This window comes from Azospirillum terrae, assembly GCF_053470425.1.
In genome coordinates this window covers 23582-49900 of sequence record NZ_JBPXMR010000015.1, presented here as the reverse complement: position 1 = coordinate 49900, position 26319 = coordinate 23582, and the positions used below count along the sequence as shown (strand labels likewise).

Sequence of the window (26319 nt, the reverse complement as noted above, 5' to 3'; positions counted from 1 at the left end):
CCTCGCCGACGCCGCATACATCTCCCGGGGGATGTTGCGCACACGAATCGTTTCGTGTATACATTATCAGCAACATTGAATGCAATGGGCCTTAAGGATGCTCCGGACGAGAGCGCCACAGGTCCGCAGGGAAGGAAACGCCATGAAAACGACGCGACGCGCCGTGCTGGGCGGCATGCTGGCCGCTCCCGCCATCATCGCCGCCAGCCGGCTGGGCTGGGCCGCCGACGCCAAGGTGCTGAAGATCTCGCACCAGTTCCCCGGCGGAACGCTGGACGAAGGCGACTTCCGCGACCGCCTGTGCCGCCGCTTCGCCGCCGAGGTGGAAAAGCGCAGTGCCGGCAATCTGAAGTTCGAGCTGTACCCCGGCTCGTCGCTGATGAAGACGCTGGCGCAGTTCAGCGCCATGCGCAAAGGGGCGCTCGACCTCAGCCTGTACCCCATGCCCTACGCGGGTGGCGAGGTACCGGAGACCAATCTCGGCCTGATGCCGTGTCTGGTCACCAGCTACGAACAGGGCATGAAGTGGAAGAAGGCCGAGATCGGCCAGGAACTCACCCGCATCCTCGATGCCAAGGGTATCAAGCTGCTGACCTGGGTCTGGCAGTCGGGCAGCACCGCATCGCGCGGCGGCCCCATCGTCGAGCCCGCCGACGTCAAGGGCATCAAGATCCGCGGCGGCTCGCGCGAGATGGACATGATGCTGAAGGCCGCCGGGGCCGCGGTCAGCACCATCCCGTCGAACGAGCTGTACGCCGGCATGCAGACCGGGGCGGTAGACGCCGCCATCACCTCGGCGACCAGCCTGATCTCCTTCAAGCTGGAGGAGCTGTCCAAGAACCTCACCGTGGGGCGGCGCGGCAGCTATTGGTTCATGCTGGAGCCGCTGATGATGTCGAAGACGATCTTCGACTCCCTCACCCCCGATCAGCAGAAGGTGCTGGTCGCGGTCGGCGAGGAAATGGAGGCGTTCGGCTACGAACAGGCCCGCGCCGACGACGAGCGCATCACCCAGATCTACTCCAAGGCCGGCGTCCAGGTGCAGGACATGCCGGAGGCCACCGTCAACCGCTGGAAGGACATCGCCCGCGAGACGGCGTGGAAGGACTTCGCCGAGCGCACCAAGGACGGCGCCCGCCTCCTCAAGCTGGCGGAGCAGGTCTGATGTCCACGGCCGAACGGAACCTGGTGATCGAGGAAACGGCTGCGCCGGTTCGGCGGGCGCCGGGGCTTCGGGCGGTCGGCGCTCTGCTGGATCTGATCAACCGGTTGGTCGTGGTGGCGGCGTCCATCGCGCTGGTGGTGGCCGGCGCGGTGCTGACGCACGAGGCCGTCGTCCGCTACGTCTTCCACCACCCCGCCGACTGGCAGGACGAGTTGGCGGTGTTCCTGCTGGTGGGTGCCACCTTCATGTCGTCGGCCTATGTCCAGGCGCGCCGCGGCCACGTCGCCATCGACGCGGTGGCGGAGCTGTTGCCGGCGGGGGTGGACCGGGTGCGCCGGTTCCTGGCCGACATCGCCTCGCTGGGATTCTGCGCCTTCTTCGCCTGGAAAGCGTGGGCGCTGTGCGCCGAGGCGTGGGAGGACGGCATGGTCACCCAATCGACGTGGTCGCCGCCGCTGTGGATTCCCTATTCCTTCATGGCGCTGGGCATGACGCTGCTGTCGCTGCAAATGCTGCTGCAAATCCTCGAGTACCTGATGACCGACCCCTCGATGACGGATGGGGAGGAGGCGTGATGGGTCCCCTCGAACTCGGCCTGCTGTACGGTGCGGCCACCTTCGGCATCCTGTTCACCGGCATCCCCATCGCCTTCGCGCTCGGGCTGGTGGCGTCGATCTTCATGTACGTCTTCATGCCGGCCGCCTCGCTGGATACCGTGGCGCAGAACGTCTACGAGGAGATGGCGAGCATCACGCTGCTGACCATCCCGCTGTTCATCCTCAAGGGCGCGGCCATCGGCAAGTCGCGCGCCGGTGCCGACCTGTACAACGCGCTGCACGCGTGGCTGCACAAGGTGCCGGGCGGGCTGGGGGTGGCCAACGTCTTCGCCTGCGGGCTGTTCGCCGCCATGGCTGGGTCCAGCCCGGCGACCTGCTCGGCCATCGGCTCAGCCGGCATCCCGGAGATGCGGCGGCGCGGCTATTCGGGCGGGTTCGCCGCGGGCATCATCGCCGCGGGCGGCACGCTGGGCATCCTGCTGCCGCCGTCGATCACCATGATCCTCTTCGCGGTGGCGGCCGAGCAGTCGCTGGGCCGGCTGTTCCTCGCCGGGATCGGGCCGGGCGTGCTGATGGTGGTGCTGTTCGCCACTTACGCCGTGCTGCGCTTCCGCAAGGAAAAGCGCATGGCGCTGGCCGCCGGCATCGACTCGCCGCTGCTGAAGGAGGAGTCCTTCACCACCCGCGAGAAGCTGTCGACGCTGCCGCGCGTGCTGCCCTTCGTCATCCTGCTGACCGGCGTCATGGTGGCGCTGTACGGCGGCTTCGCCACGCCGTCCGAAACGGCGGGCCTGGGGGCGGTGCTGGCGCTGGTGCTGGTGGCGGTGGTCTATGGCGCCTACCGGATCGACCAGTTGGGGCTGATGCTGACGGCGACGCTCAGGGAATCGACGATGCTGATGATGATCATCGGCATGTCGCTGCTCTACTCCTACGTCATGAGCTTCCTGCACATCAGCCAGAGTGCGGCGGAGTTCATCGTCGCCATGCACCTGTCCAAATGGGTGCTGCTGACCGCCATCCTGCTGATGGTGGTGGTGCTGGGCTTCTTCCTGCCGCCGGTGTCGATCATCCTGATGACCGCACCGATCATCCTGCCGCCGCTGCGCGCCGCCGGGTTCGACCTGATCTGGTTCGGCGTCGTCATGATGGTGGTGATGGAGATGGGGCTGATCCACCCGCCGGTCGGGCTGAACCTGTTCGTCATCAAGAACATCGCCCCGGACATCCCGCTCAAGGACGTGATCTGGGGGGTGATGCCCTTCGTCGGGCTGATGATCCTCTCCGTCGTGCTGCTGTGCGTCTTCCCCGGCATCGCCACTGGCTTGCCCAACTGGGTCTACGCGGGCTGAGGAGCGGGCGATGACCAACAGCGCTTACTTCAGCGACCTGCTGCACAGCATCGCCGACCGCGGCCGCGCCCTGCTGGGCCGCTCGCGGACGGCGGCGGGGGCCAGCCCCGGCGATCTCGGCGCGCTGTGCGACGCCTTGCTGTCGCGGCGCGGCGAGGCGTCGGGCGTAGCGCTGGCCCGCGAGGTGCTGACCCGCTACGCCGCGCTGGGCGACGACGGCAAGCGGGCGTTCCTGACGCTGCTGGCCGAGCGCTACGGCCCCGACCGCGCCCGGCTGGAGGCGGCCATCGAGGCGTACCGCGCACGCGGCGACGACGCCTCGGCGCTGGAACTGCACATGGCCGCCGAACCGCGCCGGCAGGAGCTGATCCGCCGCCTGAACCTCGCCCCCGGCGGCACGGCGCGGCTGGTGCAGATGCGGGCCGACGCGCTGCGCCTGCAATCCTCCATCCCGGCCTTCGCGGCGCTGGACGCCGACTTCCAGCACCTGTTCTCGTCGTGGTTCAACCGCGGCTTCCTGGTGCTGCGGCCGATCTGCTGGACCACGCCGGCCAACATCCTGCAAAAGATCATCGAGTACGAGGCGGTGCACCAGATCCGCGACTGGAACGACCTGCGCCGCCGCATCGAGCCGCCGGACCGCCGCTGCTTCGCCTTCTTCCACCCGCAGCTGGTGGACGACCCGCTGATCTTCGTCGAGGTGGCGCTGAGTTCCGACATCCCCGGCTCCATCGCCGACGTGCTGGCCGAGAACCGCCGGCCGATCACCGCGGAGCGGGCGAGGACCGCCGCCTTCTACTCCATCTCCAACTGCCAGGAGGGGCTGCGCGGCATCTCCTTCGGCAACTTCCTCATCAAGCAGGTGGTGGAGGAGCTGAGCCGCGAGCTGCCGACGCTCGACACCTTCGTGACGCTGTCGCCGGTGCCCGGCTTCGCCCAATGGCTGGCGCGGGAACGGTCCGGTGCGCTGTTCTCCGACGACGAGCGCGAGGCGCTGGAAATGCTCGACAATCCCGGCTGGCACGCCAACCCGGAGTGGGCGCAGGCGGTGCGCCCGGTGCTGCTGTCGGCCGCCGCACACTATTTCCTGCGCGCCAGGAGCCGCGGCAAGCCGGTCGATCCGGTGGCCCGCTTCCACCTCGGCAACGGCGCCCGGCTGGAGCGCATCAACTGGCTGGGCGACCTGTCGCCCAAGGGGTTGCAGCAGGCGCACGGCCTAATGGTGAACTACCTCTACGACCTCAAGCACATCGAGCGGAACCACGAGGCGTTCGTGGAGGACGGCATGGTGGTTGCGTCCAACGGCGTCCGCCGCCTGCTGCGCACCGACACCACGTCCACCGAACTGGCGCCCGCCGAATCCTGACGAGGCTTTATCATGTCGCAGAACTTCTTCGCGCTGATCCGGCGCTCCATGCCCTCGTCCGAGGCGGTGTTCATCGAGACGGCGGAGGGACGCCGGCTGACGTACGGCGACGCGACGGCGCTGTCCGGCCGGCTCGCCAACGCGCTGACGGCGCTCGGCGTGGTGCCGGGCGACCGCGTGGCGGTGCAGGTGGAAAAGAGCCCGGACGCCATCGTGCTCTACCTCGCGTGCCTGCGGCTGGGGGCGGTCTTCCTGCCGCTCAACACCGCCTACACCTTGACGGAGCTGGAGTATTTCATCGGCGACGCCGAGCCGCGCGTCGTGGTCTGCACACCGGAACGGGCCGCCGAGATCGCGCCGCTGGCCGAACGCCTGGGCGTCGCCGCGACGGAGACGCTGGGCACGGACGGGCGTACCGGCACCTTGCTGGAACGGGCGGCCGGGTGTGCGACGGAGTTCGAGGATCGGGCGTGCGGCGAGGATGATCTGGCGGCAATCCTCTACACCTCGGGCACCACCGGGCGGTCGAAGGGCGCCATGCTGACGCACGGCAATCTGGCGTCCAATGCGGTGACGCTGAAGGACGTCTGGCGGTTTTCCAGCGGCGACGTGCTGCTGCACGCGCTGCCGATCTTCCACACGCACGGGCTGTTCGTGGCGACCAACGTGACGCTGGTCTCCGGGGCGTCCATGCTGTTTCTGCCGCGGTTCGACCCCGACGCGGTGTTCCGGCTGCTGCCGCGGGCCACGGTGATGATGGGGGTGCCGACCTTCTACGTCCGCCTGCTCCAGGACCAGCGGCTGACGCGCGACGCAGTGGCGCACATGCGGCTGTTCGTCTCCGGCTCGGCGCCGCTGCTGGCCGACACGCATCGGGAATGGAAGGAGCGGACGGGGCTCGCCATCCTCGAACGCTACGGCATGACCGAGACCAACATGAACACCTCCAACCCCTATGAGGGCGACCGGGTGCCGGGCTCGGTGGGGTTCCCGCTGCCCGGTGTGGCGATCCGCATCGCCGACCCGGAGACCGGCAAGCAACTGCCGCAGGGCGAGATCGGCGTCATCGAGGTGAAGGGGCCGAACGTCTTCAAGGGCTACTGGCGCATGCCGGAGAAGACCATGGCGGAGTTCCGCGCCGACGGCTTCTTCATCACCGGCGACCTGGGGCGCATCGACGAGCGCGGCTATGCGCACATCGTCGGCCGCGGCAAGGATCTGGTGATCACCGGCGGCTACAACGTCTATCCCAAGGAGGTCGAGAGCGAGATCGACGCCCTGCCCGGCGTGGCGGAATCGGCGGTGATCGGCGTGCCGCACCCGGATTTCGGCGAGGGCGTCACCGCGGTGGTGGCCCGCAAGCCGGGGGCTGACGTGACCGAGCGCGGCGTGCTGGACGCGCTGGACGGCCGGCTGGCCAAGTACAAGCTGCCGAAGCGCGTGCTGTTCGTGGACGACCTGCCGCGGAACACGATGGGCAAGGTGCAGAAGAATATCCTGCGCGACATGTATGGCGCGCTGTACGGGAAGTAGGGAATAGTTTTCGGACACCCGTGTTCGTCTCGCTGTCGGGTGATCAACACCCGCGCAACGCAGCCTTCGCGAGCCGAAAACCCCCATGAGCAACCCGAAGCGTTCGATGCGGTCCGCGGCCATCGCCGCCGCCCTGCTGGCCGTGACCGCCGGCCATGCGTCCTTCTGGTCCTGGCGCAACACGTCGACGCCCATCGGGGCAGAGCCGGGGCGCATCGAATCCGTGTCGTACTCGCCCTCCGGGCGGGATTACGACCCGAACACTTCCCCCAACGTGCCGGTGGCGCAGATCGAGAAGGACATGTCGTCCGTCGCCGGCTTCGCCGATGGTGTGCGCACCTACTCGTCGCTGGGCGCCCAGGGGCAGGTGCCGGCCATCGCCGCGCGCGCCGGGCTCGACGTTTCGCTGGGCATCTGGATCAGCCGCGACAAGGCCAAGAACGAGCAGGAGGTCGAGCGCGGCATCGCGTTGGCCCGCACAGTGCGCGGCGTCACCCGCGTCATCGTCGGCAACGAATCGCTGCTGCGCGCCGACGTCACCGACGCCGAGCTGGCCGCCTACGTCAAGCGCGTGCGCGCGGCGCTGCCCAAGCGCATCCAGGTCGGCACCGCCGACGTCTGGTCGGAGATGGTCAAGGCGCAGGACACCGTGAAGGCGTCCGACTACATGGGCGTCCACGTGCTGCCGTACTGGGAAGGCGTGCCGGCCGACAAGGCGCTGGCCTGGGTGCGCGACCGTCTGGATACCGTCCGCAAGGCCCATCCGGGCAAGCCGCTGTTCGTCGGTGAGGTGGGCTGGCCCTCGGGCGGCGACAACTTCCACGACGCGTTCCCCTCGCCGCAGGCGCAGGCCGCCGTGGTGCGCGGCTTCGCGGCGGAAGCCGGCATGCTGGGGATTCACTACAACGTGGTCGAGGCGTTCGACGGCGTGTGGAAATCCACCATCGAAGGCTCGCCCGGCCCGACCTGGGGCATGCTCGACGCCGACCGCGCGCCGAAATGGCCGCTGTCCGGCGTGGTCCCGGCCGCTTACGGCGACCGTGTCGGCGCCGGTGTCGCAATCCTCCTCGGCCTTGCCCTGTCCGCCCTGGTGGCCTTCCGCCGCCGCTCCAACACCCTGTTCGCGCTGGGTGCCGGCGTCGGCGCCAACGTCATCGGCCTGTCGGTCGGCATGGCGGTCGCCGGTGCGTACGGCGAGTACCTGACCTTTGGGGCGCTGACCACCTGGGGTTCGGCCTTCCTGCTCGGCGCCCTGATGATCGGTGTCGCCTTCGCCGATCTGGTGGACGTGGCGCGCCGTCTGTTCACCGGCCGTGCCCCGGCGCTGCTGCCGCGTGAGGTCCCGGACGCCGGGCACACGCCCTTCGTGTCGATCCACGTCGCCGCCTGCCGCGAGCAGCCGGACGTGCTGGGCGCCACGCTGCAAGCGCTGTCGCACCTCGACTACCCGAACTACGAGGTGGTCGTGCTGGTCAACAACACCGAGGACGAGGCGCTGGTGACGCCCGTCGCGGAGCTGTGCGAGCAGCTCGGCCCGAAGTTTAAGTTCCACTGGTACAAGAAAATCAGCGGCTACAAGGCCGGCGCGCTCAACGCCGCGCTGCGCCACACGGCACCGGAGGCGGAGATCGTCGCGGTGCTGGACGCCGACTACACGGTGTCGCCGAACTGGCTGTCCAAGCTGGCGCCGCACTTCGCCGATCCTTCCGTCGGCATCGTCCAGGCCCCGCAGGAGCACCGCGACGGCCACGAGAGTCTGCTGAAGACCGCCATGACCGCCGAGTACCGCCCGTTCTTCGACGTCGGCATGCAGGAGGGGCTGAGCAGTCAGGCGTTCATCTGCCACGGCACGATGATCATGCTGCGCCGCTCCGCCATGGACCATGTCGGCGGCTGGTCGGAAGAGGGCATCTGCGAGGACACCGAGCTGGGCATCCGCATCCTGTCGGCCGGCTGGCGCGCCGCCTACACCGACGAGCGGCTGGGCGAGGGCTTGGCGCCGGACAACTTCATGCAGTTCCGCAAGCAGCGCGACCGCTGGGTGTTCGGTTCGACGCAGATCCTGCGCGCCCACTGGCGCAAGTTCCTGCCGGGCTTCAAGGGCCTGACCGGGCGGCAGAAGCTGGGCTATCTGCTGAACTGGGCGCGCTGGTGGTCGGACGCGGTGGGCCTGTTCGCCGCCGCCGCGGCGGTGGTGTGGACCTTCGCCTCGCTGGTGCTGCCGCTGCACCTGCCGCCGGTGCAGGCGACCGCCGCGGTGCTGGGTGCGCTGCTGCTGCGCGCCGGGTCGAGCCTGCTGGCCTCGCGCTACGCCTCGAACAACGGGTGGCGGGAGTCGCTGGGAGCCTGCGCGGTCGGCATGGCGCTGTCCACCACGGTGGCGCTGGCGGCCCTGCGCGGCCTGATCCGCAAGCGCGACGCCTTCCGCGTCACCGCCAAGGGCGGGCAGCGGGCGCCGTCGAAGTTCTGCGCACGGCCGGAAGCCTACCTGTCCGGCGCCCTGGTGGCGGCCGCGGCCACGGCGGCGCTCGTCAACCCGTTGGGCACGCTGTCGCTGGCGCTGTGGGCGGTGCTGCTCGCCGCCATGGCGGTGCCGAACCTGATGGCGGTGGCCTTCGCGGTCGGCGACATGCTCCCGGCCCGCCCGGCACGCGTTGCCAAGACCGCCCCGATCCCCCAGGCCAGCCGGCAGACCGCCACGGCCTGATCCGGGCCGGGTCCCGCAACGAAAAAGAGGCCGGCGCCCCCAGGGTGCCGGCCTCCATTTTCTTCGTGAAACGGTCTATCGCAGGCCAAGGAAGGACAGGATGACCAGCACGACGACAATCACACCGATGATGTAGAAGACGTTTGTCATCCCGATCACTCCTCTCAGGGAAACACGCCGATGCGGGCACAAACGGCCGGCGGCCCTGAAAGGTTCCGTCTCAGGTTGCCGCCCCGCCGGCGTCTCAGGCCCGGTTCAGGACATCGGGCGGGGGCGGGTCGCCGACGGTGATGCCGGCGAACGACAGCTGGTGGTCCACCAAGGCGCTCAGCCGCTCGTCGGGTTCGTCTTCGGAAAGCAGGAAGGGGCCGTAGTCGGCGCTGTCCGTGCGGGCGATCAGGGTGACGCCGGCCGGCAGCACGACGACTTGCCAGAGCACCGATTCGGGTTCGCGGCTGGCGGTGATCGGGTCGATGCCGCTGGCGTTCAGCGCCACCATGCGGGCGAAGGTCACCATTCCCGCGGCGTCGCGCATGGCGAGCCGGTAGGCCGGATGGCCGGCCAGCTTGACCGCGCCCATCTCCGGCGGCACGTCCATGGTGGCGGCGATGCGCGGCCCGAAGGGCGTGTCCATCAGCCGCCCCTCGACCAGGATGGCCGGCGCGCTGAGGTCACGCATCAGCGTCCGGCAGTGCGCGAGCTGCGACGGCCAGAGCGGCGGCGGCTTGCCGATGCGGACGGCGGTGGAACGGATCATCGGTTCCAAATGGGCCTTGCCAGCCCATTCGTCCACGGTGTCCACCACCGATTTCAGTGACAAAAAAAGCCCTTCTCCCCCAAGGGGAGAAGGGCTTTTTTCTTACCCATGCTTACGAACGGCCGCGCGTGTGGCCGCCCTTGGCGGAACGGCCGCCTTCGGACTTCCAGGAGCGGGGCGCCGGGCGGTCGGCGCGCTCGCCGCCACCGCCGTTGCCGCGGTCGTTGTTGTGCCAGGGGCGCGCCGGGCCGTTGCGGAAGCCGGTGCGCTTCGGGCGCGGCGGCGCGTCATGGCGCTGCGTCGGCTCCAGGCCGGGCACGGTGTGCACCGGCACGGAGGACCCAATCAGGCGCTCGATGCTCATCAGCGAACCGCGGTCGGTGCGCGTGGCGAAGGAGATCGCGATGCCCTCGGCACCCGCCCGGCCGGTGCGGCCAATGCGGTGGACGTAGTCCTCCGGGCTGCGCGGCAGGTCGAAGTTGATGACGTGCGAGATGTCGCGCACGTCGATGCCGCGCGCGGCGACATCGGTCGCCACCAGCAGCCGGACGCGCCCGTCGCGCAGCTTGCCGAGCGTGCGGGTGCGGGCCTCCTGGCGCATGTCACCGTGCAGCGCCGCGGCGGCGTGGCCGTCGGCGGCGAGTTCGGCGGCGATCTCATCGGCGTCGCGCTTGGTGGCGGCGAAGATGATGGCCTTGTGGATCTCCGGCGACGCCGAGAAGTGGCGCAGCAGACGGCGCTTGTGGCCCAGATCGTCGGCGTACAGCACGCGCTGCTCGATCTTGGGCGCGCTGGCCGGGGTGCTCTCGACGGCGACACGGGCCGGATCGCGCAGCAGGCCGCGGGCCACGTTCTCCATGCGGCGGTCGAGCGTCGCGGTGAACAGCAGCGTCTGGCGGGTCGCCGGGCAGGCGGCGCCGATGGCGGCGATGTCCTCGGCGAAGCCCAGGTCGAGCATGCGGTCGGCCTCGTCGAGGATCAGCACCTCGACCTCGTCCAGGCGGACGGTGCGGCGGCGCATGTGGTCGAGCAGGCGGCCGGGGGTGGCGACCAGAACGTCCACCGGACGCGACAGGTCACGCACCTGCGGGCCGAACGGCGCACCGCCCAGCACATCGACGACGAACAGGCGGCGGAACTTTACGTAGGTGCGCGCGGAGTTGGTCACCTGACGGGCCAGTTCGCGGGTCGGCGCCAGCACCAGGACGCGGGGGCCGTGCGAGCGCGGACGGCGCTCGCCGGCGGCGTTGGCGTCGTCGGCCTGCATCAGGCGGTGCAGCGAGGGCAGCAGGAAGGCGCCGGTCTTGCCGGTGCCGGTATCGGCGGTGGCGAGGACGTCACGGCCTTCCAGGGCGACCGGGATGGCCTGCGCCTGGATCGGCGTCGGCGCGGTGTGGCCGGCGGCGTCGATGGCACGGAGAAGACCGGAGTGCAGATTCAGTTCGGAAAAGGTCAAAATATGTTTCCCAAGCAAGCGACATCGCCGCGGCCCGTCGCAAAGCCGCGGATCAGTCAGGTGTCGATCATGCCGGAGGATAGAGGGAGGCGCTGTTGCGTCGTAAACCGGGTGGATCTGAATCCACCCATCGAGCTATCGAACCTCGCTCGGACGACGAATGTGCCTCCGAATGCAGGCCCTATGTAGGCGCTTCGGCACTGCAACGCCAGCCTTTTCGGAGTCACGCCCGGTAATGCCGGCTATGCGCGCGGGCCGACCGCCGTTGATCCGGCCATTGATCCGGGCGCCGGACATCGGTATAGGGTCGCCGCCTCGGTCACCCCGGAGGGTCCCATGGCGGCGTGCGGTCTGGATTTCGGAACGTCGAACACGACGTTGGGCGTCGATACGCGGCTGCTGCCCCTGGAGGGCGCCAGCACGACGCTGCCCAGTTCGCTGTTCTTCGACTTCGAGACCGCCGGCACCGCCTACGGCCGCGCGGCGCTGGAGGCCTACGCGGCGGGTGCCGAGGGGCGACTGATGCGCTCCATCAAGTCGGCGCTGGGCACCGACCTGATCGACGCCGACACCTCGCTGGGCGCCCGGCGGATCAGCTTCCGCGCCGTCATCGGCCAATTCCTCGGCGAAGTCCGCCGCCGGGCCGAGGAGGCTGCGGGAGCACCGCTGGACGCCGTCGTGCACGGCCGACCGGTGCACTTCGTGGACGGCGACGCGCAGGCCGACGCGGCGGCCGAACAGGCGCTGGAGGAGATCGCGCGCGGCATCGGCTTCCATCACGTGTCCTTCCAGTACGAGCCCATCGCGGCGGCGCTGGATTACGAGCAGCAGGTCGCTCGCGAGGAGCTGGCGCTGATCGCCGACATCGGCGGCGGCACGTCGGACTTCTCCATCGTCCGCATCGGCCCGGAGCGCCGGCACCGGGCCGAGCGCGCCGACGACATCCTGGCCAACGACGGCATCCGGGTGGGCGGCACCGACTTCGACCGCGACCTCAGCCTTGCGGCGGTGATGCCGATGCTGGGGCTGGGCAGCGCCATGAAGCGGGCGGGGCTGCTGGCGCCCAAGAGCTTCTTCCTCGATCTGGCGACGTGGTCGCGGATCAACTTCCTCTACACCGCCAAGTCGATGGCCGAGCTGAAGCGCGTGCACCGCGAATCGGCGCAGCCGGAACTGATCGGGCGGCTGATCGGCGTGGTCGAGGACCACCGCGGCCACGCGCTCGCCATGGACGTGGAGCGCGCCAAGATCGCGCTGTCCGGTTCGCCCAGCACCAGACTGGCGCTCGACCTCGACGAGACCGACCCGGAGATTTCGGCGCAGGCGCTGGTGGACGCGACAGGGGCGCTGGCCGGGCGGATCGGGGCGCGGGTGCGGGATTGCCTGCGGCAGGCCGGGACGACGGTCGAGCACATCGACGCAGTATTCCTGACCGGCGGCTCGACGCTGCTGCCGCACGTCCGCACGGCGATCGTCGGCGGTTTCCCCGAGGCGCGGGTGATCGAAGGCGACACCTTCGGCTCGGTCGGGCAAGGGCTGTCGGTGGAGGCGGTGCGGCGGTATGGGACCGGCTGACGCTTTACCTTTTCCGTCATGCCCGTGCTTGACACGGGCATCCACTTCGACGCGAGAACGCGCCGGGAGCGGTGGATGGCCGGGTCTGGGCTCGGCCATGACGTTGTAAAGGAAGGAAGTTACGCCTCCTCCGTCTTATCGAACAGATAATCGATATCCCCGCCGTCCAGCGCGCCGCTCAGCAGCCCGCCCGTCCCCTCGATGGTCGCGGCGCTGAGGCTGCCCTTGCGGCGTTGCAGGTCGAGGATGCGCTCCTCCACGCTGTTCGCTGCGATCAGCTTGTAGACGAACACCGGCTTGTCCTGGCCGATTCGGTAGGCGCGGTCGGTCGCTTGGTCCTCGGCCGCCGGGTTCCACCACGGGTCGTAGTGGATCACCGTGTCCGCCGCCGTCAGGTTCAACCCTCGCCCGCCGGCCTTCAGGCTGATGAGGAACACCGGCACCTCGCAGCGCTGGAAGCGCGCCACCGGCTCCGCCCGGTCGAGCGTGCGGCCGGTCAGCTCCACATACGCGATGCCGGCCTCCTCCAGCTCCACCTTGATGAGGTCGAGCATCGAGGTGAACTGCGAGAACACCAGGATGCGCCTGCCTTCCGGCACCATCTCGCGCAGCATCTCGATGAGGCTGTCCAGCTTGGCGCTGTGCGTGACGCGCCCGGCGGCGAGCTTCACCAGACGCGGGTCGCAGCAGACCTGACGCAGCTTCAGCAGCGCGTCGATCACCGTGATGGCGTTGCGCGACAGGCCGCTGGCGGCAATCGCGGCGCGCACCTTGTCGTGCACCGACAGGCGGATGGTCTCGTACAGATCGCGCTGCTCGCGCCCCAGGTCGATACGGCGGATCACCTCGGTCTTCGGCGGCAGCTCGGTCGCCACCGCGGTCTTGGTCCGGCGCAGCAGGAACGGCTTGGTCCGGCGCAGCAGCAGCGTGGCGCGCGTGGTGTCGCCGCGCTTTTCGATGGGCGTGCGGAACCGCTTCTGGAAGGTCTTGCGGTCGCCCAGCAGGCCGGGCATCAGGAACGCGAACTGGCTCCACAGCTCGCCCAGATTGTTCTCCACCGGCGTGCCGGACAGGCACAGGCGGTGCCGCGCCTGGAGCTGGCAGACGGCGCGCGTCGCCTTGGAATCCGGGTTCTTGATGGCCTGCGCCTCGTCGAGCACCAGGAGGTGCCACGCCAGCCCCTTCATCAGCTCGATGTCGCGGGCGATGACGCCATAGGTGGTCACCACGATGTGCGCCGAGGCGACGTCGCCGCGCCGCTCGTGCCGGTCCAGGCCGTGCAGCACCAGCACCTTCAGATGCGGCGTGAAGTGCTTGGCCTCGTCCACCCAGTTCGGCACCAGACTGGTCGGCACGACGACGAGGCAAGGGTCGGTCAGCCTCCCCTCGGCATGCTCGACCGCCACGTGCGCCAGCGTCTGCGCCGTCTTGCCGAGGCCCATGTCGTCGGCGAGGATGCCCGCCACGTTGCTGGCGCGCAGGCTTTGCAGCCACGCCAGACCGGCGTGCTGGTAGTCGCGCAGATCGCCGTTGAAGGCGGCGGGAACGGGAACCTCCGGCAATTCCTCGGTCGCGCGGATGCGGGCGAGGTAGGCGTCGATCTGCGCGCTCTCGTCCGGGCGCCGGGCGATCAGATCGTCGATGTCGATGAGCGTGTCGGCCTCGGCCATCGGCACGCGGAGCGTGTCGTCCAGCCGCCGAGCGCCTTCCAGCATGGCCTCCAGCACGCTCAGCAGCCGCTCGATGCGGTCGGCCGGCAGCACCAGGACACTGCCGTCGTCGAGCACGAGGTGGGCGCGGCCGTCGATGACGCGGGCCGCCTCCATGCCGCCGCGGTCGATCAGCTTGGCCAGGATCGGCAGCAGCGGCCGGCGCTCGCCGTCGATGTCGACGCCGACGTCCAGGTCGAACCAGCCGTCCCCGGCGTCGCGCACGGCAACGGCCACCTCGCCGCCCGGCTCGACCACGCGGGTGCCGAAGTCGGAGCCGACCTCGACGGTCCAGCCCTCGGCCCGCAACACCGGGACGTGCTTGTTGAGCACGTCCTGCCAGCGTTCGGCCACGTCGCGCCCGGTCAGCCAGTACACCCGCGTGCCGCGTGCCTCCAGCGAGCCCTTGGGCGGCTCGATGCGCGCCTGGGCAAAGCCGAGCGCTGTCAGACGTTCCTGCGCCGCCTGCTCCGCCGCCTTGGCGCGGCGGACGAAGACGACCAGGCCACAGTCCTCGGTGCGGGCGAACTGCCGCTGGTCGTCGGGGTCGATCTCGGACGGGGTGCCCGGCTCGCCATAGTCGAAGGACAGCCGCAGCACGTCCACCAGCCCGTCGGCCGGCGACACCACGCGGCCGAGCCGCGCAATGATGGTCGGCGTGCGCTCGACGATGGCCGCCGCGTCCGCCGCGCGCATCGGCGGTTCCGGGCGCTGCGGCGCCGGCCGGGCGGCCGGCCGGGGTGTGGGCTGCGGCGGGGGCGCCACCGCCGCGACGATCTTCGGCTTCGGCGTGTCGACCACCTGCATGTCGACCGGGCAGACCAACCCCGCGGCGGGATCGATGCACCAATAGCTGATGCCGCGCAGCAGGGCGCCGCCCTCCGGCATGCCGGAGGGGCGCAGCTTGCCGCTCTTGGGATCGCGGAAGGCGCGCAGCGTGCGCGTCGGCCCCTCCTTCAGCGCGACGCCGGTGTGCCAGCGCAGCCGGCCGCTGCCCAGCAGGCGGCGGATCAGCCGGTCCAGGTCGTCGCGGCGGCCACGCGCCACCGGCGTGCGCACCACCCCGCCGCCGCCGAGCAGGCGGGCGATGGCGCGGTCGGCGTCGCCGTCCACGTCGCGGGCGACCTTCTCGATGACCTCGCGCGGGGTGGCCGGGGTTTCGTCGCCGCCGGCGTCCGACGCCAGACTGGCCGAGACGAACAGGGCGATGTCGTCGCGCCCCGGCTCCAGAATCCAGCGGGTGCCCAGCCGCGGCGCGGCGGCGGGCTTGGGCGCCGGGGCGAGCGCCAGCGCCGGCTGCCGGCGCGGCTTGGTCTCCGCCGCGGTCTCGCCCATCAGGTCGAGCAGCGAGGAGCGGCGCCACTGCGGCCGGGTGTCGAGCGCCGACATGGCGGCGGCGGCCATGTGGGCGCAGGCGGTGCGCCCGCAACTGCACGCGCGCTCGAACGACACGCGCCGGCCGCGGTCCACCGGGGTCACGCTGACCGACAGCTCCCGGCCGAGGTCGGACACCGTCGCCTCGATGCGGTCGGCGGCGTCCCCGAGTCGCACCGCGCCACCGAGGATCAGCGTGCGGCCGCGCTGGATGGTCTTCGCGTCGAAGACACGCGCCAGATCCTCCTGGGAGTAGGGAACTCCAGGCGACGCCGCGGGGCGGATGGGTTCGGCCAGGGACATGGGTGTGGGATGCGACTCAAAAAGGGGCGGCGGAAGATAGGGGGTCTGGGCGTCGGATGCTACAAGCATCGACTCCTATTCCGGCGTAGCCCACGCTGCGGCGCGCGTCAATGTTCTTGCTGCGTTCCTGTTCTACGATTATCCTGCGGATCATGGCGACGTTGATCATCACGGAAAAATCCAGTCAGGCGAAGGACCTGCGCACCGCTCTGGGCGAGCGGTTCGGCCGCATCCTGCCGGCCGAGGGGCACCTGCTGCGCCTCGCCGAACCGGAGGAGGTGGACCCGGCGTGGAAGCGGTGGACGCCGACGCTGCTGAAGCCGGACGGGCTCTATCCCACCCGGCCCGACACGCACGGCAACAAGCCCGCCAAGTTCAAGGCCATCGCCGCCGCGCTGAAGGGCTGCGACGAGGTGATCCTCGCCACCGACTGTGACCGCGAGGGACAACTGATCGGCCAGGAGATCCTGGAGCATGTGGGGTTCCGCGGCCGGGTGCGGCGCGCGCTGTTCACCGCGCAGGACCCGAAGACGATCCGCCAGGCCTTCGCCGCGCTGAAGCCCAACGACGCGATGCGCCCGCTGTATGACGCGGCGGTGGCGCGCCAGCAGGCCGACCAGATCTTCAACCTGTCGCTGACGCGGACGGCCACCACGTCCTTGCGCGCACCCGGCGAGCGCGGGGTGATCGGCATCGGGCGGGTCAAGACGCCGACGCTCGCCATCGTCTGCCTGCGCGAGATCGAGATCCGCGACTTCAGACCTGAGGATTATTTCGAGGTGGTCGCCACCGCCACCGTGGCGGCCGGCAGCTTTCCCATGCGGCACGCGCCGCCGCCGAAGCTGCGCATCAAGGACCGCGCCCGCGCCGAGGCCATCGCCCGCGCCGCCTCCGGCCACACCGGGCCGCTGTCGGTGACGGTGGAGGAGCGGCGGCAGGCGCCGCCCAAGCTGTTCGACCTGCCGGCCTTGCAGAAGACCTGCGGCCAGCGCTGGGGCTGGACAGCCGACCGCACGCTGTCGGTGGCACAGTCGCTGTATGACGGCGAGGGCAAGAAGCTCATCACCTACCCGCGCGCCGAGGCGCGCTACCTGTCGGAAAACCAGATCGCCGACGTGCCGGCGCTGATCGGCGCGCTGACCCGGCTGCGCGGCTTCGCGCATCTGGACATTGGCAAGCCGGTGATCCGCCGCGGCAAGTCCGGCCACTTCTGCGACAAGGCGCTGGAGGGCGTGTCGCACCACGCCGTGGTGCCCAACGTCAACGTCATGGACGATCTGGAGGCGCGGCTTGGGCGGCTGTCGGAGGACGAGAAGAAGCTGTTCGCGCTGGTCTGCCGCTCCTACCTCGCCGCGGTGATGCCGGATTACGAGTACCGCCAGACCACCGCCACCATGGGCGTGCCGATGCCGGAAGGACCGGCCCCCAATGGAGCAACGGTCGAGTTCCGCGCGACGGGACGCATCCCGCTCCGCCTCGGTTGGCGGGCGGTCTACACCGCGGCGGAGCAGCAGGACGGCCCGCCGGAGGCGGACGGCGAGCAGGAGTTGCCGCCGCTGGTGGACGGCGAGGCGACGACGCTGTCCGACCCGAAGGTGGAGGCCAAGCGCACCCAGGCGCCGCCGCGCTACAACGAGGGCACGCTGATCGACGCCATGCAGAACGCGTGGCGCTTCGTCGAGGACCCGGCGCTCCGCGACCGGTTGAAGGAAGCCAAGGGCATCGGCACGCCGGCCACCCGCGCCGAGGTGATCAAGGGGCTGCGGAAGCAGAACTTGCTGACCGCCGAGGGCAAGTGGCTGGCCGCCACGCCGGCCGGGCTGGCGCTGTTCGAACTGCTGCGCGGCGCCGCCCCGGCGCTGGTCGATCCCGGCACCACCGCCTTGTGGGAGATGCGCCTGGACGAGGTGGTGACTGGCCGCGCCGACTTCCGCGCCGTCATCGACGGCATCGCCGCCGAGGCCGATCGCCTGATCGGCGCGCTGCAAGGCCGCTCCGGCGCCCGTATCGCCTTGGGTGGGGCCTTGGGTGGGGACTTCGGCAGCGCACCGGCAGTGCGCAAGGGGGACGGGCGGCGGCGTGCCCCGGCAAAGTCCGCAGCCGCGAAACCACCACGCCAGCCCCGCCGGCCGCGCCGCAAGGCCGAGGCCCCAGCCCCCGCCACGGAACCGGTCACCAGCGGAACGGCCCGCGTGCCGACCGAGCGCATGGTGGCCTTCGCCCGCGATCTGGCGACGCGCAAGCGCGTGACGCTGCCGCCGGGCATCGACCGGGATTTCGAGGCGTGCCGCCGCTTCCTCGACCAGCATGGCGGCAGCCGGCCGGGCTGATCGTCAGCGGACGGGCAATGCCTTGCCGAGAACGGAAGGATTGTCGAAACCGCACAACTGCATGAGGTCCACCGTCACCCCGGCCTGGATCAGGATGGCCTGGGCAAAGGACTCGTACAGCCGCCCGAGCACGTCGTACGGCGCGCCCGCATCTTCCAACTCGCTTGCGGCCTGCAACAAGCCCTCGACGATCAAGAACTCCTCCCCTCGCCGACTGGCGCGGCTGTGGTTCGGACTCTAACCTTCTACGCCGAAAAGAGAAAGGGCCGGATGGCGATCGCCATCCGGCCCTGAACTCCACTCCGAAAGGAGGTGCGTATCAGGCGACGCGGGCCTTGGACACCGTCGCGATCGTGGCCTCGACGCGGGTGGCGATCGGGGCGAACGCCTCCTGGACGATCTTGGCCGACAGCTGCGACAGGCGGGTGCTCTCCGCGATGAAGGACTCGACGCTCTGCTGGGCGTAGGCGCTCTGGAGGGCGATCAGGTCCTGCGGCGACTTGGCGCTCAGCAGGCTCTGGCCGGTGGCGGCGGCCTTCTCGAACGACGCCTGGGTGTAGGCGGCGATCTGACGGCCCAGATCCTCGAAGCCCTTGGCGAGAAGGGTGTTCGCCTTGACGACGGCGTCGATGTTGGCCTGGCTAAGCGCCGCGAGTTCCTGGCCGGTCTTGGCGAGGGTGTCGAAACCCTTCTGAGCCTGAGCGGCGGCGTCTTCGAGGGACTTGGGGGCCTTGGCGAACGGGGTGATCTGAGCGGTCATGGTCGTATCCTTTTGCGTATGAGCGAACCGCACCATCACGAAAGTCATGGCTCCAGAGGACGCCGATGGCGGAGTTCCCAGACTTCATGCTGCGGTGCAACATTGCCTACATATTACGCAGAATGGAGGCGGCGTCAAGCGCTATTGTGCAATGCACAACGGACAACTGGGCCGCGTCGAATGCCGGATCGCACGCAATGCGGGCCGTCACTTTGCGGCTCCGGCCCTGTTGGCATGGATGGGGCTTCACGAACGGGGAGGACATCCATGCGAACCGACCTCATTGCCGCCGCGGCGGCACTCGCCCTGATTTCCGGCGCCTCGGGGAGCGCGGCGGCGCAGAACGCCGCCCAGGGGAGTGTCTCCAGCCCCGCTGTGGGCGAAACCAGCCCGAGCCTGGGCGTCGTCCACCTGGAGGATTTCATGGAGAAGAACGTCATCGGCGCCAACGGCCAGCCGGTCGGGACCGTCGAGGACGTGCTCCTCGGCCCGGACGGGCAGCCGTTGCGCCTGATCGTTTCCACCGGCCCCGGAAACAAGGACGTGTCCATCGACCTGTCGCGGGTGGAGGTCCGCTCGGACAGCGACGCCCTGTTCGTCGCCGACCTCACGCGCCAGGACATCGACGCCATGCCCGCCTTCCAGGACGACGGCAGCATGACGTCGCTCAACGCCGGCCGGCCGCCGGCTCAGGACGGCGAGGGGGCCGGAAAGTAGGGACGGCTGTGGGGTGGCTCACATCGGCTCGGGGCGCGCATCGGTAGGGTCCGGTCATCGACAACGCACCGGGGCCGAGGCGCCCCGAGCCTGACCCCAAGGAGACACCCCTATGATGCGCACTTCGCTGCTCGCCGGCTTCGCCGCCATCGCCCTGCTCTCGGCGCCGGCCATGGCGCAGAACGTCAGCCAGACTAACAACATGGCCGCGGGCGTCGGCAACCTCGCCGGGCAGCGGGTGCTGAACGTGCAGGGCGGCCCCAGGGCTCCGGGGATCGCGCCGGGGATCGCGCCGGGGCTGCAAGGGCTGGCCAGCACCAACGTCAGCAACGCCACCAACATCGGCGCCGGCATCGGCAACACCGCGCGCCAGCAGGTGACCGGCGTGCAGGGCGGCCCCATGGGCTCGCTGGTCAGCACCAACGTCGGCACCGCGACCAACGTCGCCGCCGGCATCGGCAACACCGCCGGGCAGCAGGTCACGAACCTCCAGGGCAGCGGCGTCGGGGTCGGTCTGAACTTCACCGGCCGCGGCCCGCTGGTCAGCACCAACGTCGGCGTAGCGACCAACGTCGCGGCGGGCATCGGCAACGCGGCTGGGCAGCGGGTGCTCGGCATCCAGCGCTGATCCCAAACTCCCGGATGACGGCCGGCACCGCCCCGCGGTGCCGGCCGCAGCCGTTTGTGGATGCTTACGCCCCGACGCCGCCTTCCGTTTGCGGCGTCACGGCCGCCGGAGCGGTGGAGCGGCGTCCGGGGAGCATGGCGGCCATGACGCCGTCGCGGCGGACGTAATGGTGGAACAGCGCGGCGGCGACGTGCAGGCCGATCAGGCACTGGAAGACCTTGGCGATGTACTCGTGCGCCAGATCCAGCACCAGCAGCGTCTCCTTCTCCGTGCCGGCGATCACCGGCAGCGTGAAGAAGCCCCACATGTCCACGATCTTGCCCAGCGCGTTGGTGTAGCCCCAGCCGATCAGCGGCATGGCCAGCAGGGTGAACAGGAACGTCCACTCCATCCAGCGGGCGATCTCGCGCTGCCACAGCGGCATCTCGGCCGGCAGCGGGGGCGGCGGCACGACCATGCGGTACAGGATGCGCACGACGGCCAAGGCCATGATGGTGATGCCGAGCGGGCGGTGCACGGTGCGCAACGGCTCGATCAGCGCGCTGCCTTCGGCGACGCCCTTGACGGTCAGGCCCGTCGCGAACATGACGAGGACCAGGAGCGCCATAAGCCAGTGCAGCGCCATGGCCGGCGCGGTGTAACGATGCCCCATGTGTGCTCCCCACGTGCGATGACCGATGACGGCGCGCAGTTTAGGGGAGTTCAAGCGTCCGCTCAACCAACAGTACTTGATGATCCGGGATTGCTCAGTGCACCGCCAGCAGTTCGGTCACCACGTTGGCGCCGTTGCGCGCCAGTTCCTCGGCGCGGATGCCGAAATCCAGCCGGCCGGAGAAGCCGCCGCGCTCGGACACCGTGTGGATCCACGCCTGCGAGGTGCCCAGGCCGATCAGGCGGGCGATCATCTCGTTGGTGGTGCGCAGGGACAAGGCACCGCTGCGCTCGTCGCGCGGCGCGTGCACCATGAAATAGGCCCCCACCTCGGCGCGGCGCGGGAAGCCGGCCATGAACACGCCGAAGCACATGCTCTCGCAGGTGCTGTCGTGGCGGACCAGGGTGGTGATGCTGCGGCCGGTGCCGCGGGCGCGCAGCATGGCGTCCACCATGGCGTAACCGGCCTTCACATAGCCGCCGGGGCTGTCCAGCTCGACCACCACCGGGCGGGAGGCCGGGGCGGTGTCCAGGGCGTCGATGAAGTCGGCGGCGACATCCGGGGTGATGACGCCGGTGACGCGCACCACGATGCGCTCGGCCTCGATGCTCTGCTCGACCGACCCGGTCATATCCGCCGAACCGTCCGCCGTTTGGGCGGCGCAGGGCAGCGTGGTCAGCAGGATCAGGGCGGTCAGCAGGCGGTGCATCGGAACCCCCAGTCGGTGTGGTGGCCCGATGCTAAGGGCGGCGGCGGGGCGGGCGCTGTGCAGCGGCCCACACGCCCATGCTTTACGCGAAGGGAGCAAACACGAAAGGGCGAAGTAACGCCTTTGGCGGCACCGGCGGCGGCGGCCGGCCGGTGTAATATGCGCCGTCACATATCGTGCACGTACGACCGCGGCATCCCTTCAGGAGGCAACCATGACGGCGGTGCGGATCGCATTCGACAAGGAACTCGTGCTCGCCGGGCATTTCCTCCTGAAGCACCTGGAACGCGACGAGCTGCGCCGGCTGGCGGCGAGCGCGCGGCTTTCCCACCACGCGAAGAACGCCACCATCTTCCAAAAGGGCGATCCGGGCGACAGCATGATGGCGGTCATCCGCGGCCGGGTGAAGATCTGCTCGCACTCGCTGGACGGCAAGGAACTGGTGCTCAGCATCGTCAACAAGGGCGGCCTGTTCGGCGAGATCGCGCTGTTGGACGGCGAGCCGCGCACGGCGGACGCGGTGGCGCTGGAGGAAACCGACCTGCTGATCCTCGACCGCGCGCAGCTGATGCCGCTGCTGACCGGGCGGCCGGACGTGGCGTTCCGCATCATCGGCGTGCTGTGCAAGCGCCTGCGCGCGACCAGCGAGCATCTGGAGGACACGCTGTTCCTCGAAGCCTCGTCGCGCTTCGCCCGCGCGCTGAAACGGCTCGCCAGCGCGTTCGGCCGTCCGGCGGCTGAGGGGGTGCGGCTGGACATCAAGCTGTCGCAGCAGCAGCTCGGCTGTCTGGTCGGCGTGTCGCGCGAGAGCATCAACAAGCTGCTCAACGAGTGGCAACGCGCCGGGGTGATCCAGATGACCAGCGGCTACATCACCATCCTCGACCAGGACGCGCTGGAGGAGATTTCCGAATCCTGTGAATAGCTCTTGCGTTTCCGGCCGCTGAATGCGGCCGGGTGTGGCCCAGCCCACAGCGGGCGTGACCGCCCGGCGCTAGGCTCCCCCAACTCATGCCGTTCCGGGGAGCCCACGATGATCCGCACATGCCTTCTGCCCGCCGCCGCGCTGCTGTTGACCGCCGGCACGGCCGCCGCGCAGGACGCGGGCGGCATCGGCTTTCCGGCCGGCGGCATCTCCGCCGCCAACATGGCCCAGGCCTTCGCGCAGCCGGCACGCCTGCCGGTGTTCGCCAACCCGCAGCGCCGCGGCGCCCCTCCGGGCGCCCTGGTCACCAACCCGGCGGTGAGCCGCAAGTCGGTGCATCAGGACGCGATCACCAAGATCCGCGGCGACGCCGGCTTGCTGGGCGGCTTCAACAAGGGTCAGGCGCTGGCGCCCAGCCGGCAGCCGCCGCCCACCTTCGCACCGCCGATCACGTTCATCGACGCGCCGTTCATCGTCAACAACGTCAACAGCGCGCTCAACTTCGCCTTCGGCGACGGCAACGTCAGCGAGCAGAAGTCGGTCCAGACCAGCGGCGAGGCGGCGCCCACCCCGCCCGGCCCCGGCACCCGCCAGCCGGTGGCGCCGGTGGCGCCCGCAGCACCGCCGCCGGTCCTGGCCGGGCCGAAGCCGGACGCGCTGATGACGACCATGGGGCCGCTGCCGCACCTGCCCTACGCCCTGGAGAATGGCGGCGTGCAGTTCAACAACGTCAACAGCTCGGTGAACATGGCCGTGGGCAAGGGCAACGTCGCGGCCCAGAGGGTCAAGATGATTCAGAAGTGAGCGCCGGCGTCAGTTCAAATCGCGGGCGACGCGGAAGCCGTTGTTGATGTAGCGGACGTCCAGATCATAGAAGTTCCGCGACGTGTCGGTGATCTCCGCCAGACTGCTGCGCCACGAACCGCCGCGCAGCACGCGCTTGCGGCAACTGCCCTGCTGCCACGCGCTGCCGTCCGCCGGAGCGCCGGTGTAGTCCTTGTTCCAGCAGTCGGCCACCCACTCCGCCACGCCGCCGTTCATGTCGTGCAGGCCGAAGGGGTTCGGCTTGTAGCTGCCCACCGAGGCGGGCGTCAGGTGCTCGTGCGGGCCGCCGCAGTCCTCGCAATTGGCGAAGACCCCCGGCTCGCCGCTCCACCAGTAGGCGCCGCCGGTGCCGCCGCGCGCGGCGTATTCCCACTCGGCTTCGCTGGGCAGCCGGTAGCGCTGGCCGGTCTTCTGGCTGAGCCACTTCACGAAAGCCTGGGCGTCCTCCCAATGCACGTTGTAGACCGGCGTGCTCTCGGTGGCGTTGGTCATCCGCGGCATGTCCGGGCAACCGCCGCCCTGCACGCAGGCGCGCCATTCGCCGACGGTGACCTCGTACACCCCCAGCGCGAAGGGCTTGGCGATGGTGACGCGGTGGACCGGGCGCTCGGTCGGGTCGCCCTTGTCGGCGCCCATCATGAAGCTGCCGGCCGGCACCCGCAGCATGACCGGGCATCCCGGACAGTCGAGGAAGCTGTTGCTGGCGCCGTGGTTGCGCACGGTGCCGTTGGGCGACGGCGGTGCCGCGGCGGCGACCTGCGCTTCCGGCGCGGGAGCAGCGGGCGTTGGTGCGGCGGGGGCCGCCGAAGCGGGAGGCGGCGGAGTCACCGCGGCCTTTTGCTGCGGCGCCGGTTCGTGCCGCAGCAGCGGTGCCGAAAGGTAGCCCTGCGTGCCGTCCTCCAGCGTGACCTGGAACCACGCGCCGCCCGGCACCCGGCCCAGCGCCTGGACGATTGTGCCGCGCGACACCCGCCCGACGCGGGCGCCGTTGCTGGCGGGTGTGGCGCGCAGGAGGGTGTCGCCGGTGACGGTGTAGCGGCCGGGCTCGGCCGGTTCCAGCTTGTGCAGCTCCGGTTTGGCCGGCTCCGGCTTGGGCGCGAGCACGGCGACCTCCGTCCGCGCGGCCGGGGGCGGGGCGGGAGGAGGAGGCGGTTCGGCGCCGCTCGATCCCGCCATCGCCATCTCCGGGCGGGTGACCGGCGCGGCGTCGCCCTGCTGCTTGCGCGGCCCGAGCTTCTCCAACTGCTGACGGGCCACGGCCGCGTAACCGCTGCGGCCGAACAGGCGCAGGAACGATTCATAGTCGGCGGCGTCGGTGCTGGTCTGGATGCGCTTCCAGACGGTTTCCTCCAACTCGGCGACGGGGATGGCGCCGGGCTCGGCAACCTCGACAGCGACGTTGGCGGTGGCCTTGCCGCCGCGCCCGTCGTCGGCGGTGTAACTGAAGGTACCGGCCGGGCCGGGCGGTGCGCGCTCCGGGTCGAAGACCAGGGTGGTCAACGCGTCGATCGTCAGCTTGTCGCCGGCTTTGACGATGGCGGCGCCGTTCTTCACCTTGCCGCGGTCGGGCACGGCGGTGACGGTGATGCTGATGGGATCGCCATCGGGATCGGTGGGCGCGTCGATGCGCATGGGGTTGGGCGAGACCCGCAGCGTGCGTTCGGACACCAGCACCGGCGGCTGGTTGCTGGGCTTTATGGTGATGGGCACGGCGCCGCGGACGTTGCCGCCGCGCCCGTCCTGCACCGTGAACTCGAACACCCCCGCGTCGCCGCGGAAGCTAGCGTCCGGCTTGAAGCTGGCCGCCGCCAACTGATCGACGGTCAGGTAATCGCCGATTAGCACGCTGCGCTCGCCAATGCCGACCGTGCCGCCCTTGGGCAGACCGGTGACGCGGGCGAACAGCTGGTCGTCGTCGGGGTCGGTCGGCTTGGGGATGCGCAGCGGCTCCGCAGCGGCGCGGTCGAGGACGGTGATCGGGTGGATCTCGGCGATCACCGGCGGCCGGTTCGGCGGCCGCGGGTTGAAGTAGAACGGCGTCGCCCCCAGCGAGCCGTAGATGAACGGGTCCTGCCGGCCGTCGGTGGCCTGCTTGACGGTGTCGCGCACGTTGCGGAAGAACAGGCTCAGCTCCAGCCCCGGCGTCTGGAGGTGTTCGAGCAACGCCGCGGTGTAGGGGCTGTGCTCGCCGGTGCCGTCCTCGGCCAGTTGATCGGCGCGGGTCGCCATGGCGACCAGCGTGTCGCTGGGCGTGTCGTCGACGCGGCCGAAGCCGGGGTGCGCCTGCACCCGGCTGGTCCCGGTGCGGGTCAGGCGGTCGACGAAGGGGTTGTTGCGGCAGGCGTCGAGGATGAGGATGCCCAGCTTGCGCGCCTGCCCCAGCTCACCCAGCGGCAGGTTCAGCGGGATCGCCTCGTAGACCAGATCGCGTTCGCGCTCCAGTTGAGCGTCGGAGGGGATCAGGTAGTTGACCCCGCCGACCTGGATGCCGTGCCCGGCGTAGAACAGCACTGCCACGTCGGCCTGCGAGGCGTTCAGGCCGAACTGCCGCAACGCGTGGGCGAAGCCGCGGGCGTCGAGATCGTATTGCTCCTCGACGGTGAAATCCAGCTTGCGCAGCGTGTCGCCGATGGCGTGGGCGTCGTTGCGGGGGTTCACCAGCTCCGGGGCGGATTGGTATTTGCTGACGCCGATCACCAGCGCGATGCGCTTCTCGGGGCCGGCCGCCGCGGGCGTTCCCGCCGCCGGTCCCGCCGCGTGCACGGTACCGGCAATTCCAACCAGCACGCACACGGCGAGCACGATCAGCAGCGCTCCCAGATCGAGCCGGCGCCGCGCCCATCGTCCCATCATCTCCACCTCCGTGCGCTGGGGAGACCCGCCGGACCGCACCGCCGAATATTCGAAAAGATCTGGCGA

Annotated in this window: 20 protein-coding genes; 12 read left to right on the top strand and 8 right to left on the bottom strand. The window is 70.0% G+C overall.

Translation table 11 applies throughout. The features are described from left to right. Positions 1–142: 142 nt before the first annotated feature. The 6 genes from dctP (at position 143) to ACSVDD_RS25560 (ending at position 8680) form a co-directional block, all read left to right on the top strand. Positions 143–1165: a TRAP transporter substrate-binding protein DctP gene (gene dctP, locus ACSVDD_RS25585; protein WP_448192251.1), complete on the top strand. Its 1023-nt coding sequence runs from the start codon at positions 143–145 to the stop codon at positions 1163–1165. Further along, positions 1165–1740: a TRAP transporter small permease gene (locus ACSVDD_RS25580; protein ID WP_448192250.1), complete on the top strand. Its 576-nt coding sequence runs from the start codon at positions 1165–1167 to the stop codon at positions 1738–1740. Before dctP ends, ACSVDD_RS25580 begins: the two co-directional genes overlap by 1 nt. Beyond that, a complete protein-coding gene (locus tag ACSVDD_RS25575; protein ID WP_448192249.1) occupies positions 1740–3074 on the top strand; it encodes a TRAP transporter large permease in 1335 nt (444 codons plus the stop codon). The genes ACSVDD_RS25580 and ACSVDD_RS25575 overlap by 1 nt, the downstream gene beginning before the upstream one ends. A 10-nt stretch (positions 3075–3084) precedes the next feature. Further along, a complete protein-coding gene (locus tag ACSVDD_RS25570) occupies positions 3085–4440 on the top strand; it encodes a malonyl-CoA decarboxylase (RefSeq protein WP_448192248.1) in 1356 nt (451 codons plus the stop codon). Between the two features lie 12 nt (positions 4441–4452). Continuing rightward, positions 4453–5973, top strand: a complete 1521-nt coding sequence (locus ACSVDD_RS25565) for a malonate--CoA ligase (protein WP_448192247.1) — start codon at positions 4453–4455, stop codon at positions 5971–5973. A gap of 85 nt (positions 5974–6058) precedes the next feature. Next, on the top strand, positions 6059–8680 hold the full coding sequence (locus ACSVDD_RS25560) for a glycosyltransferase (protein WP_448192246.1): 2622 nt from the start codon (positions 6059–6061) through the stop codon (positions 8678–8680). A 244-nt stretch (positions 8681–8924) separates the two neighbouring features. Here ACSVDD_RS25560 and ACSVDD_RS25555 read toward each other — a convergent pair whose 3' ends face one another. Together ACSVDD_RS25555 and ACSVDD_RS25550 are read right to left on the bottom strand one after the other, a co-directional pair. After that, positions 8925–9500, bottom strand: a complete 576-nt coding sequence (locus ACSVDD_RS25555; protein WP_448192245.1) for a hypothetical protein — start codon at positions 9498–9500, stop codon at positions 8925–8927. A 49-nt stretch (positions 9501–9549) separates the two neighbouring features. Then, the gene (locus ACSVDD_RS25550; protein WP_448192244.1) at positions 9550–10893 is read right to left on the bottom strand and encodes a DEAD/DEAH box helicase; all 1344 of its coding nucleotides are present in this window, start codon (positions 10891–10893) and stop codon (positions 9550–9552) included. A 336-nt stretch (positions 10894–11229) separates the two neighbouring features. On the opposite strand from ACSVDD_RS25550, the gene ACSVDD_RS25545 reads away from it, so the two are divergent. Beyond that, the gene (locus ACSVDD_RS25545; RefSeq protein WP_448192243.1) at positions 11230–12468 is read left to right on the top strand and encodes an Hsp70 family protein; all 1239 of its coding nucleotides are present in this window, start codon (positions 11230–11232) and stop codon (positions 12466–12468) included. Between the two features lie 119 nt (positions 12469–12587). On the opposite strand, the gene ACSVDD_RS25540 is transcribed toward ACSVDD_RS25545, so the two are convergent. Continuing rightward, positions 12588–15854, bottom strand: a complete 3267-nt coding sequence (locus ACSVDD_RS25540; RefSeq protein WP_448192242.1) for a DEAD/DEAH box helicase — start codon at positions 15852–15854, stop codon at positions 12588–12590. Between the two features lie 152 nt (positions 15855–16006). On the opposite strand from ACSVDD_RS25540, the gene ACSVDD_RS25535 reads away from it, so the two are divergent. After that, positions 16007–18184, top strand: a complete 2178-nt coding sequence (locus ACSVDD_RS25535; protein WP_448192241.1) for a DNA topoisomerase — start codon at positions 16007–16009, stop codon at positions 18182–18184. 3 nt (positions 18185–18187) lie between these two features. On the opposite strand, the gene ACSVDD_RS25530 is transcribed toward ACSVDD_RS25535, so the two are convergent. After that, positions 18188–18379, bottom strand: coding sequence for a hypothetical protein (locus tag ACSVDD_RS25530; RefSeq protein ID WP_448192240.1), 192 nt, complete (start codon positions 18377–18379; stop codon positions 18188–18190). Positions 18380–18503: 124 nt separating this feature from the next. Beyond that, the gene (locus ACSVDD_RS25525) at positions 18504–18944 is read right to left on the bottom strand and encodes a phasin family protein (RefSeq protein WP_448192239.1); all 441 of its coding nucleotides are present in this window, start codon (positions 18942–18944) and stop codon (positions 18504–18506) included. A gap of 267 nt (positions 18945–19211) precedes the next feature. Here ACSVDD_RS25525 and ACSVDD_RS25520 point away from each other — a divergent pair, with 267 nt between their 5' ends. Together ACSVDD_RS25520 and ACSVDD_RS25515 are read left to right on the top strand one after the other, a co-directional pair. Beyond that, the gene (locus tag ACSVDD_RS25520; RefSeq protein WP_448192238.1) at positions 19212–19661 is read left to right on the top strand and encodes a PRC-barrel domain-containing protein; all 450 of its coding nucleotides are present in this window, start codon (positions 19212–19214) and stop codon (positions 19659–19661) included. Between the two features lie 112 nt (positions 19662–19773). Beyond that, positions 19774–20289 (top strand): hypothetical protein, encoded by a 516-nt coding sequence (locus tag ACSVDD_RS25515; protein ID WP_448192237.1) that lies wholly within the window; start codon positions 19774–19776, stop codon positions 20287–20289. A gap of 64 nt (positions 20290–20353) precedes the next feature. Here ACSVDD_RS25515 and ACSVDD_RS25510 read toward each other — a convergent pair whose 3' ends face one another. Together ACSVDD_RS25510 and ACSVDD_RS25505 are read right to left on the bottom strand one after the other, a co-directional pair. Then, entirely contained in the window at positions 20354–20941 is a 588-nt protein-coding gene (locus ACSVDD_RS25510) for a cytochrome b (protein ID WP_448192236.1), read from the bottom strand. 94 nt (positions 20942–21035) lie between these two features. Next, entirely contained in the window at positions 21036–21650 is a 615-nt protein-coding gene (locus tag ACSVDD_RS25505; RefSeq protein WP_448192235.1) for an ATP-dependent Clp protease proteolytic subunit, read from the bottom strand. A 214-nt stretch (positions 21651–21864) separates the two neighbouring features. Here ACSVDD_RS25505 and ACSVDD_RS25500 point away from each other — a divergent pair, with 214 nt between their 5' ends. Both ACSVDD_RS25500 and ACSVDD_RS25495 read left to right on the top strand, forming a co-directional pair. Beyond that, positions 21865–22575 carry a Crp/Fnr family transcriptional regulator gene (locus ACSVDD_RS25500; protein WP_448192234.1) on the top strand — a complete coding sequence of 237 codons (711 nt, stop codon included), beginning with the start codon at positions 21865–21867 and terminating at the stop codon, positions 22573–22575. 108 nt (positions 22576–22683) lie between these two features. Beyond that, positions 22684–23379 carry a hypothetical protein gene (locus tag ACSVDD_RS25495; RefSeq protein WP_448192233.1) on the top strand — a complete coding sequence of 232 codons (696 nt, stop codon included), beginning with the start codon at positions 22684–22686 and terminating at the stop codon, positions 23377–23379. 9 nt (positions 23380–23388) lie between these two features. Here the strand turns inward: ACSVDD_RS25495 and ACSVDD_RS25490 are convergent, their stop codons facing one another. Beyond that, positions 23389–26253, bottom strand: a complete 2865-nt coding sequence (locus tag ACSVDD_RS25490; RefSeq protein WP_448192232.1) for an SUMF1/EgtB/PvdO family nonheme iron enzyme — start codon at positions 26251–26253, stop codon at positions 23389–23391. Between the last annotated feature and the right edge of the window lie 66 nt (positions 26254–26319).

What these genes read in the sequence shown, in the direction of transcription:
- ACSVDD_RS25495 (WP_448192233.1), top strand. Translation starts at nt 22,684, where the DNA reads ATGATCCGCACATGCCTTCTGCCCGCCGCCGCGCTGCTGTTGACCGCC.
- ACSVDD_RS25560 (WP_448192246.1), top strand. Translation starts at nt 6,059, where the DNA reads ATGAGCAACCCGAAGCGTTCGATGCGGTCCGCGGCCATCGCCGCCGCC.
- ACSVDD_RS25565 (WP_448192247.1), top strand. Translation starts at nt 4,453, where the DNA reads ATGTCGCAGAACTTCTTCGCGCTGATCCGGCGCTCCATGCCCTCGTCC.
- ACSVDD_RS25525 (WP_448192239.1), bottom strand. Translation starts at nt 18,944, where the DNA reads ATGACCGCTCAGATCACCCCGTTCGCCAAGGCCCCCAAGTCCCTCGAA.
- ACSVDD_RS25535 (WP_448192241.1), top strand. Translation starts at nt 16,007, where the DNA reads ATGGCGACGTTGATCATCACGGAAAAATCCAGTCAGGCGAAGGACCTG.
- ACSVDD_RS25570 (WP_448192248.1), top strand. Translation starts at nt 3,085, where the DNA reads ATGACCAACAGCGCTTACTTCAGCGACCTGCTGCACAGCATCGCCGAC.
- ACSVDD_RS25510 (WP_448192236.1), bottom strand. Translation starts at nt 20,941, where the DNA reads ATGGGGCATCGTTACACCGCGCCGGCCATGGCGCTGCACTGGCTTATG.
- ACSVDD_RS25575 (WP_448192249.1), top strand. Translation starts at nt 1,740, where the DNA reads ATGGGTCCCCTCGAACTCGGCCTGCTGTACGGTGCGGCCACCTTCGGC.
- ACSVDD_RS25505 (WP_448192235.1), bottom strand. Translation starts at nt 21,650, where the DNA reads ATGCACCGCCTGCTGACCGCCCTGATCCTGCTGACCACGCTGCCCTGC.
- ACSVDD_RS25580 (WP_448192250.1), top strand. Translation starts at nt 1,165, where the DNA reads ATGTCCACGGCCGAACGGAACCTGGTGATCGAGGAAACGGCTGCGCCG.
- ACSVDD_RS25540 (WP_448192242.1), bottom strand. Translation starts at nt 15,854, where the DNA reads ATGTCCCTGGCCGAACCCATCCGCCCCGCGGCGTCGCCTGGAGTTCCC.
- ACSVDD_RS25490 (WP_448192232.1), bottom strand. Translation starts at nt 26,253, where the DNA reads ATGATGGGACGATGGGCGCGGCGCCGGCTCGATCTGGGAGCGCTGCTG.
- ACSVDD_RS25515 (WP_448192237.1), top strand. Translation starts at nt 19,774, where the DNA reads ATGATGCGCACTTCGCTGCTCGCCGGCTTCGCCGCCATCGCCCTGCTC.
- ACSVDD_RS25520 (WP_448192238.1), top strand. Translation starts at nt 19,212, where the DNA reads ATGCGAACCGACCTCATTGCCGCCGCGGCGGCACTCGCCCTGATTTCC.
- dctP (WP_448192251.1), top strand. Translation starts at nt 143, where the DNA reads ATGAAAACGACGCGACGCGCCGTGCTGGGCGGCATGCTGGCCGCTCCC.
- ACSVDD_RS25545 (WP_448192243.1), top strand. Translation starts at nt 11,230, where the DNA reads ATGGCGGCGTGCGGTCTGGATTTCGGAACGTCGAACACGACGTTGGGC.
- ACSVDD_RS25500 (WP_448192234.1), top strand. Translation starts at nt 21,865, where the DNA reads ATGACGGCGGTGCGGATCGCATTCGACAAGGAACTCGTGCTCGCCGGG.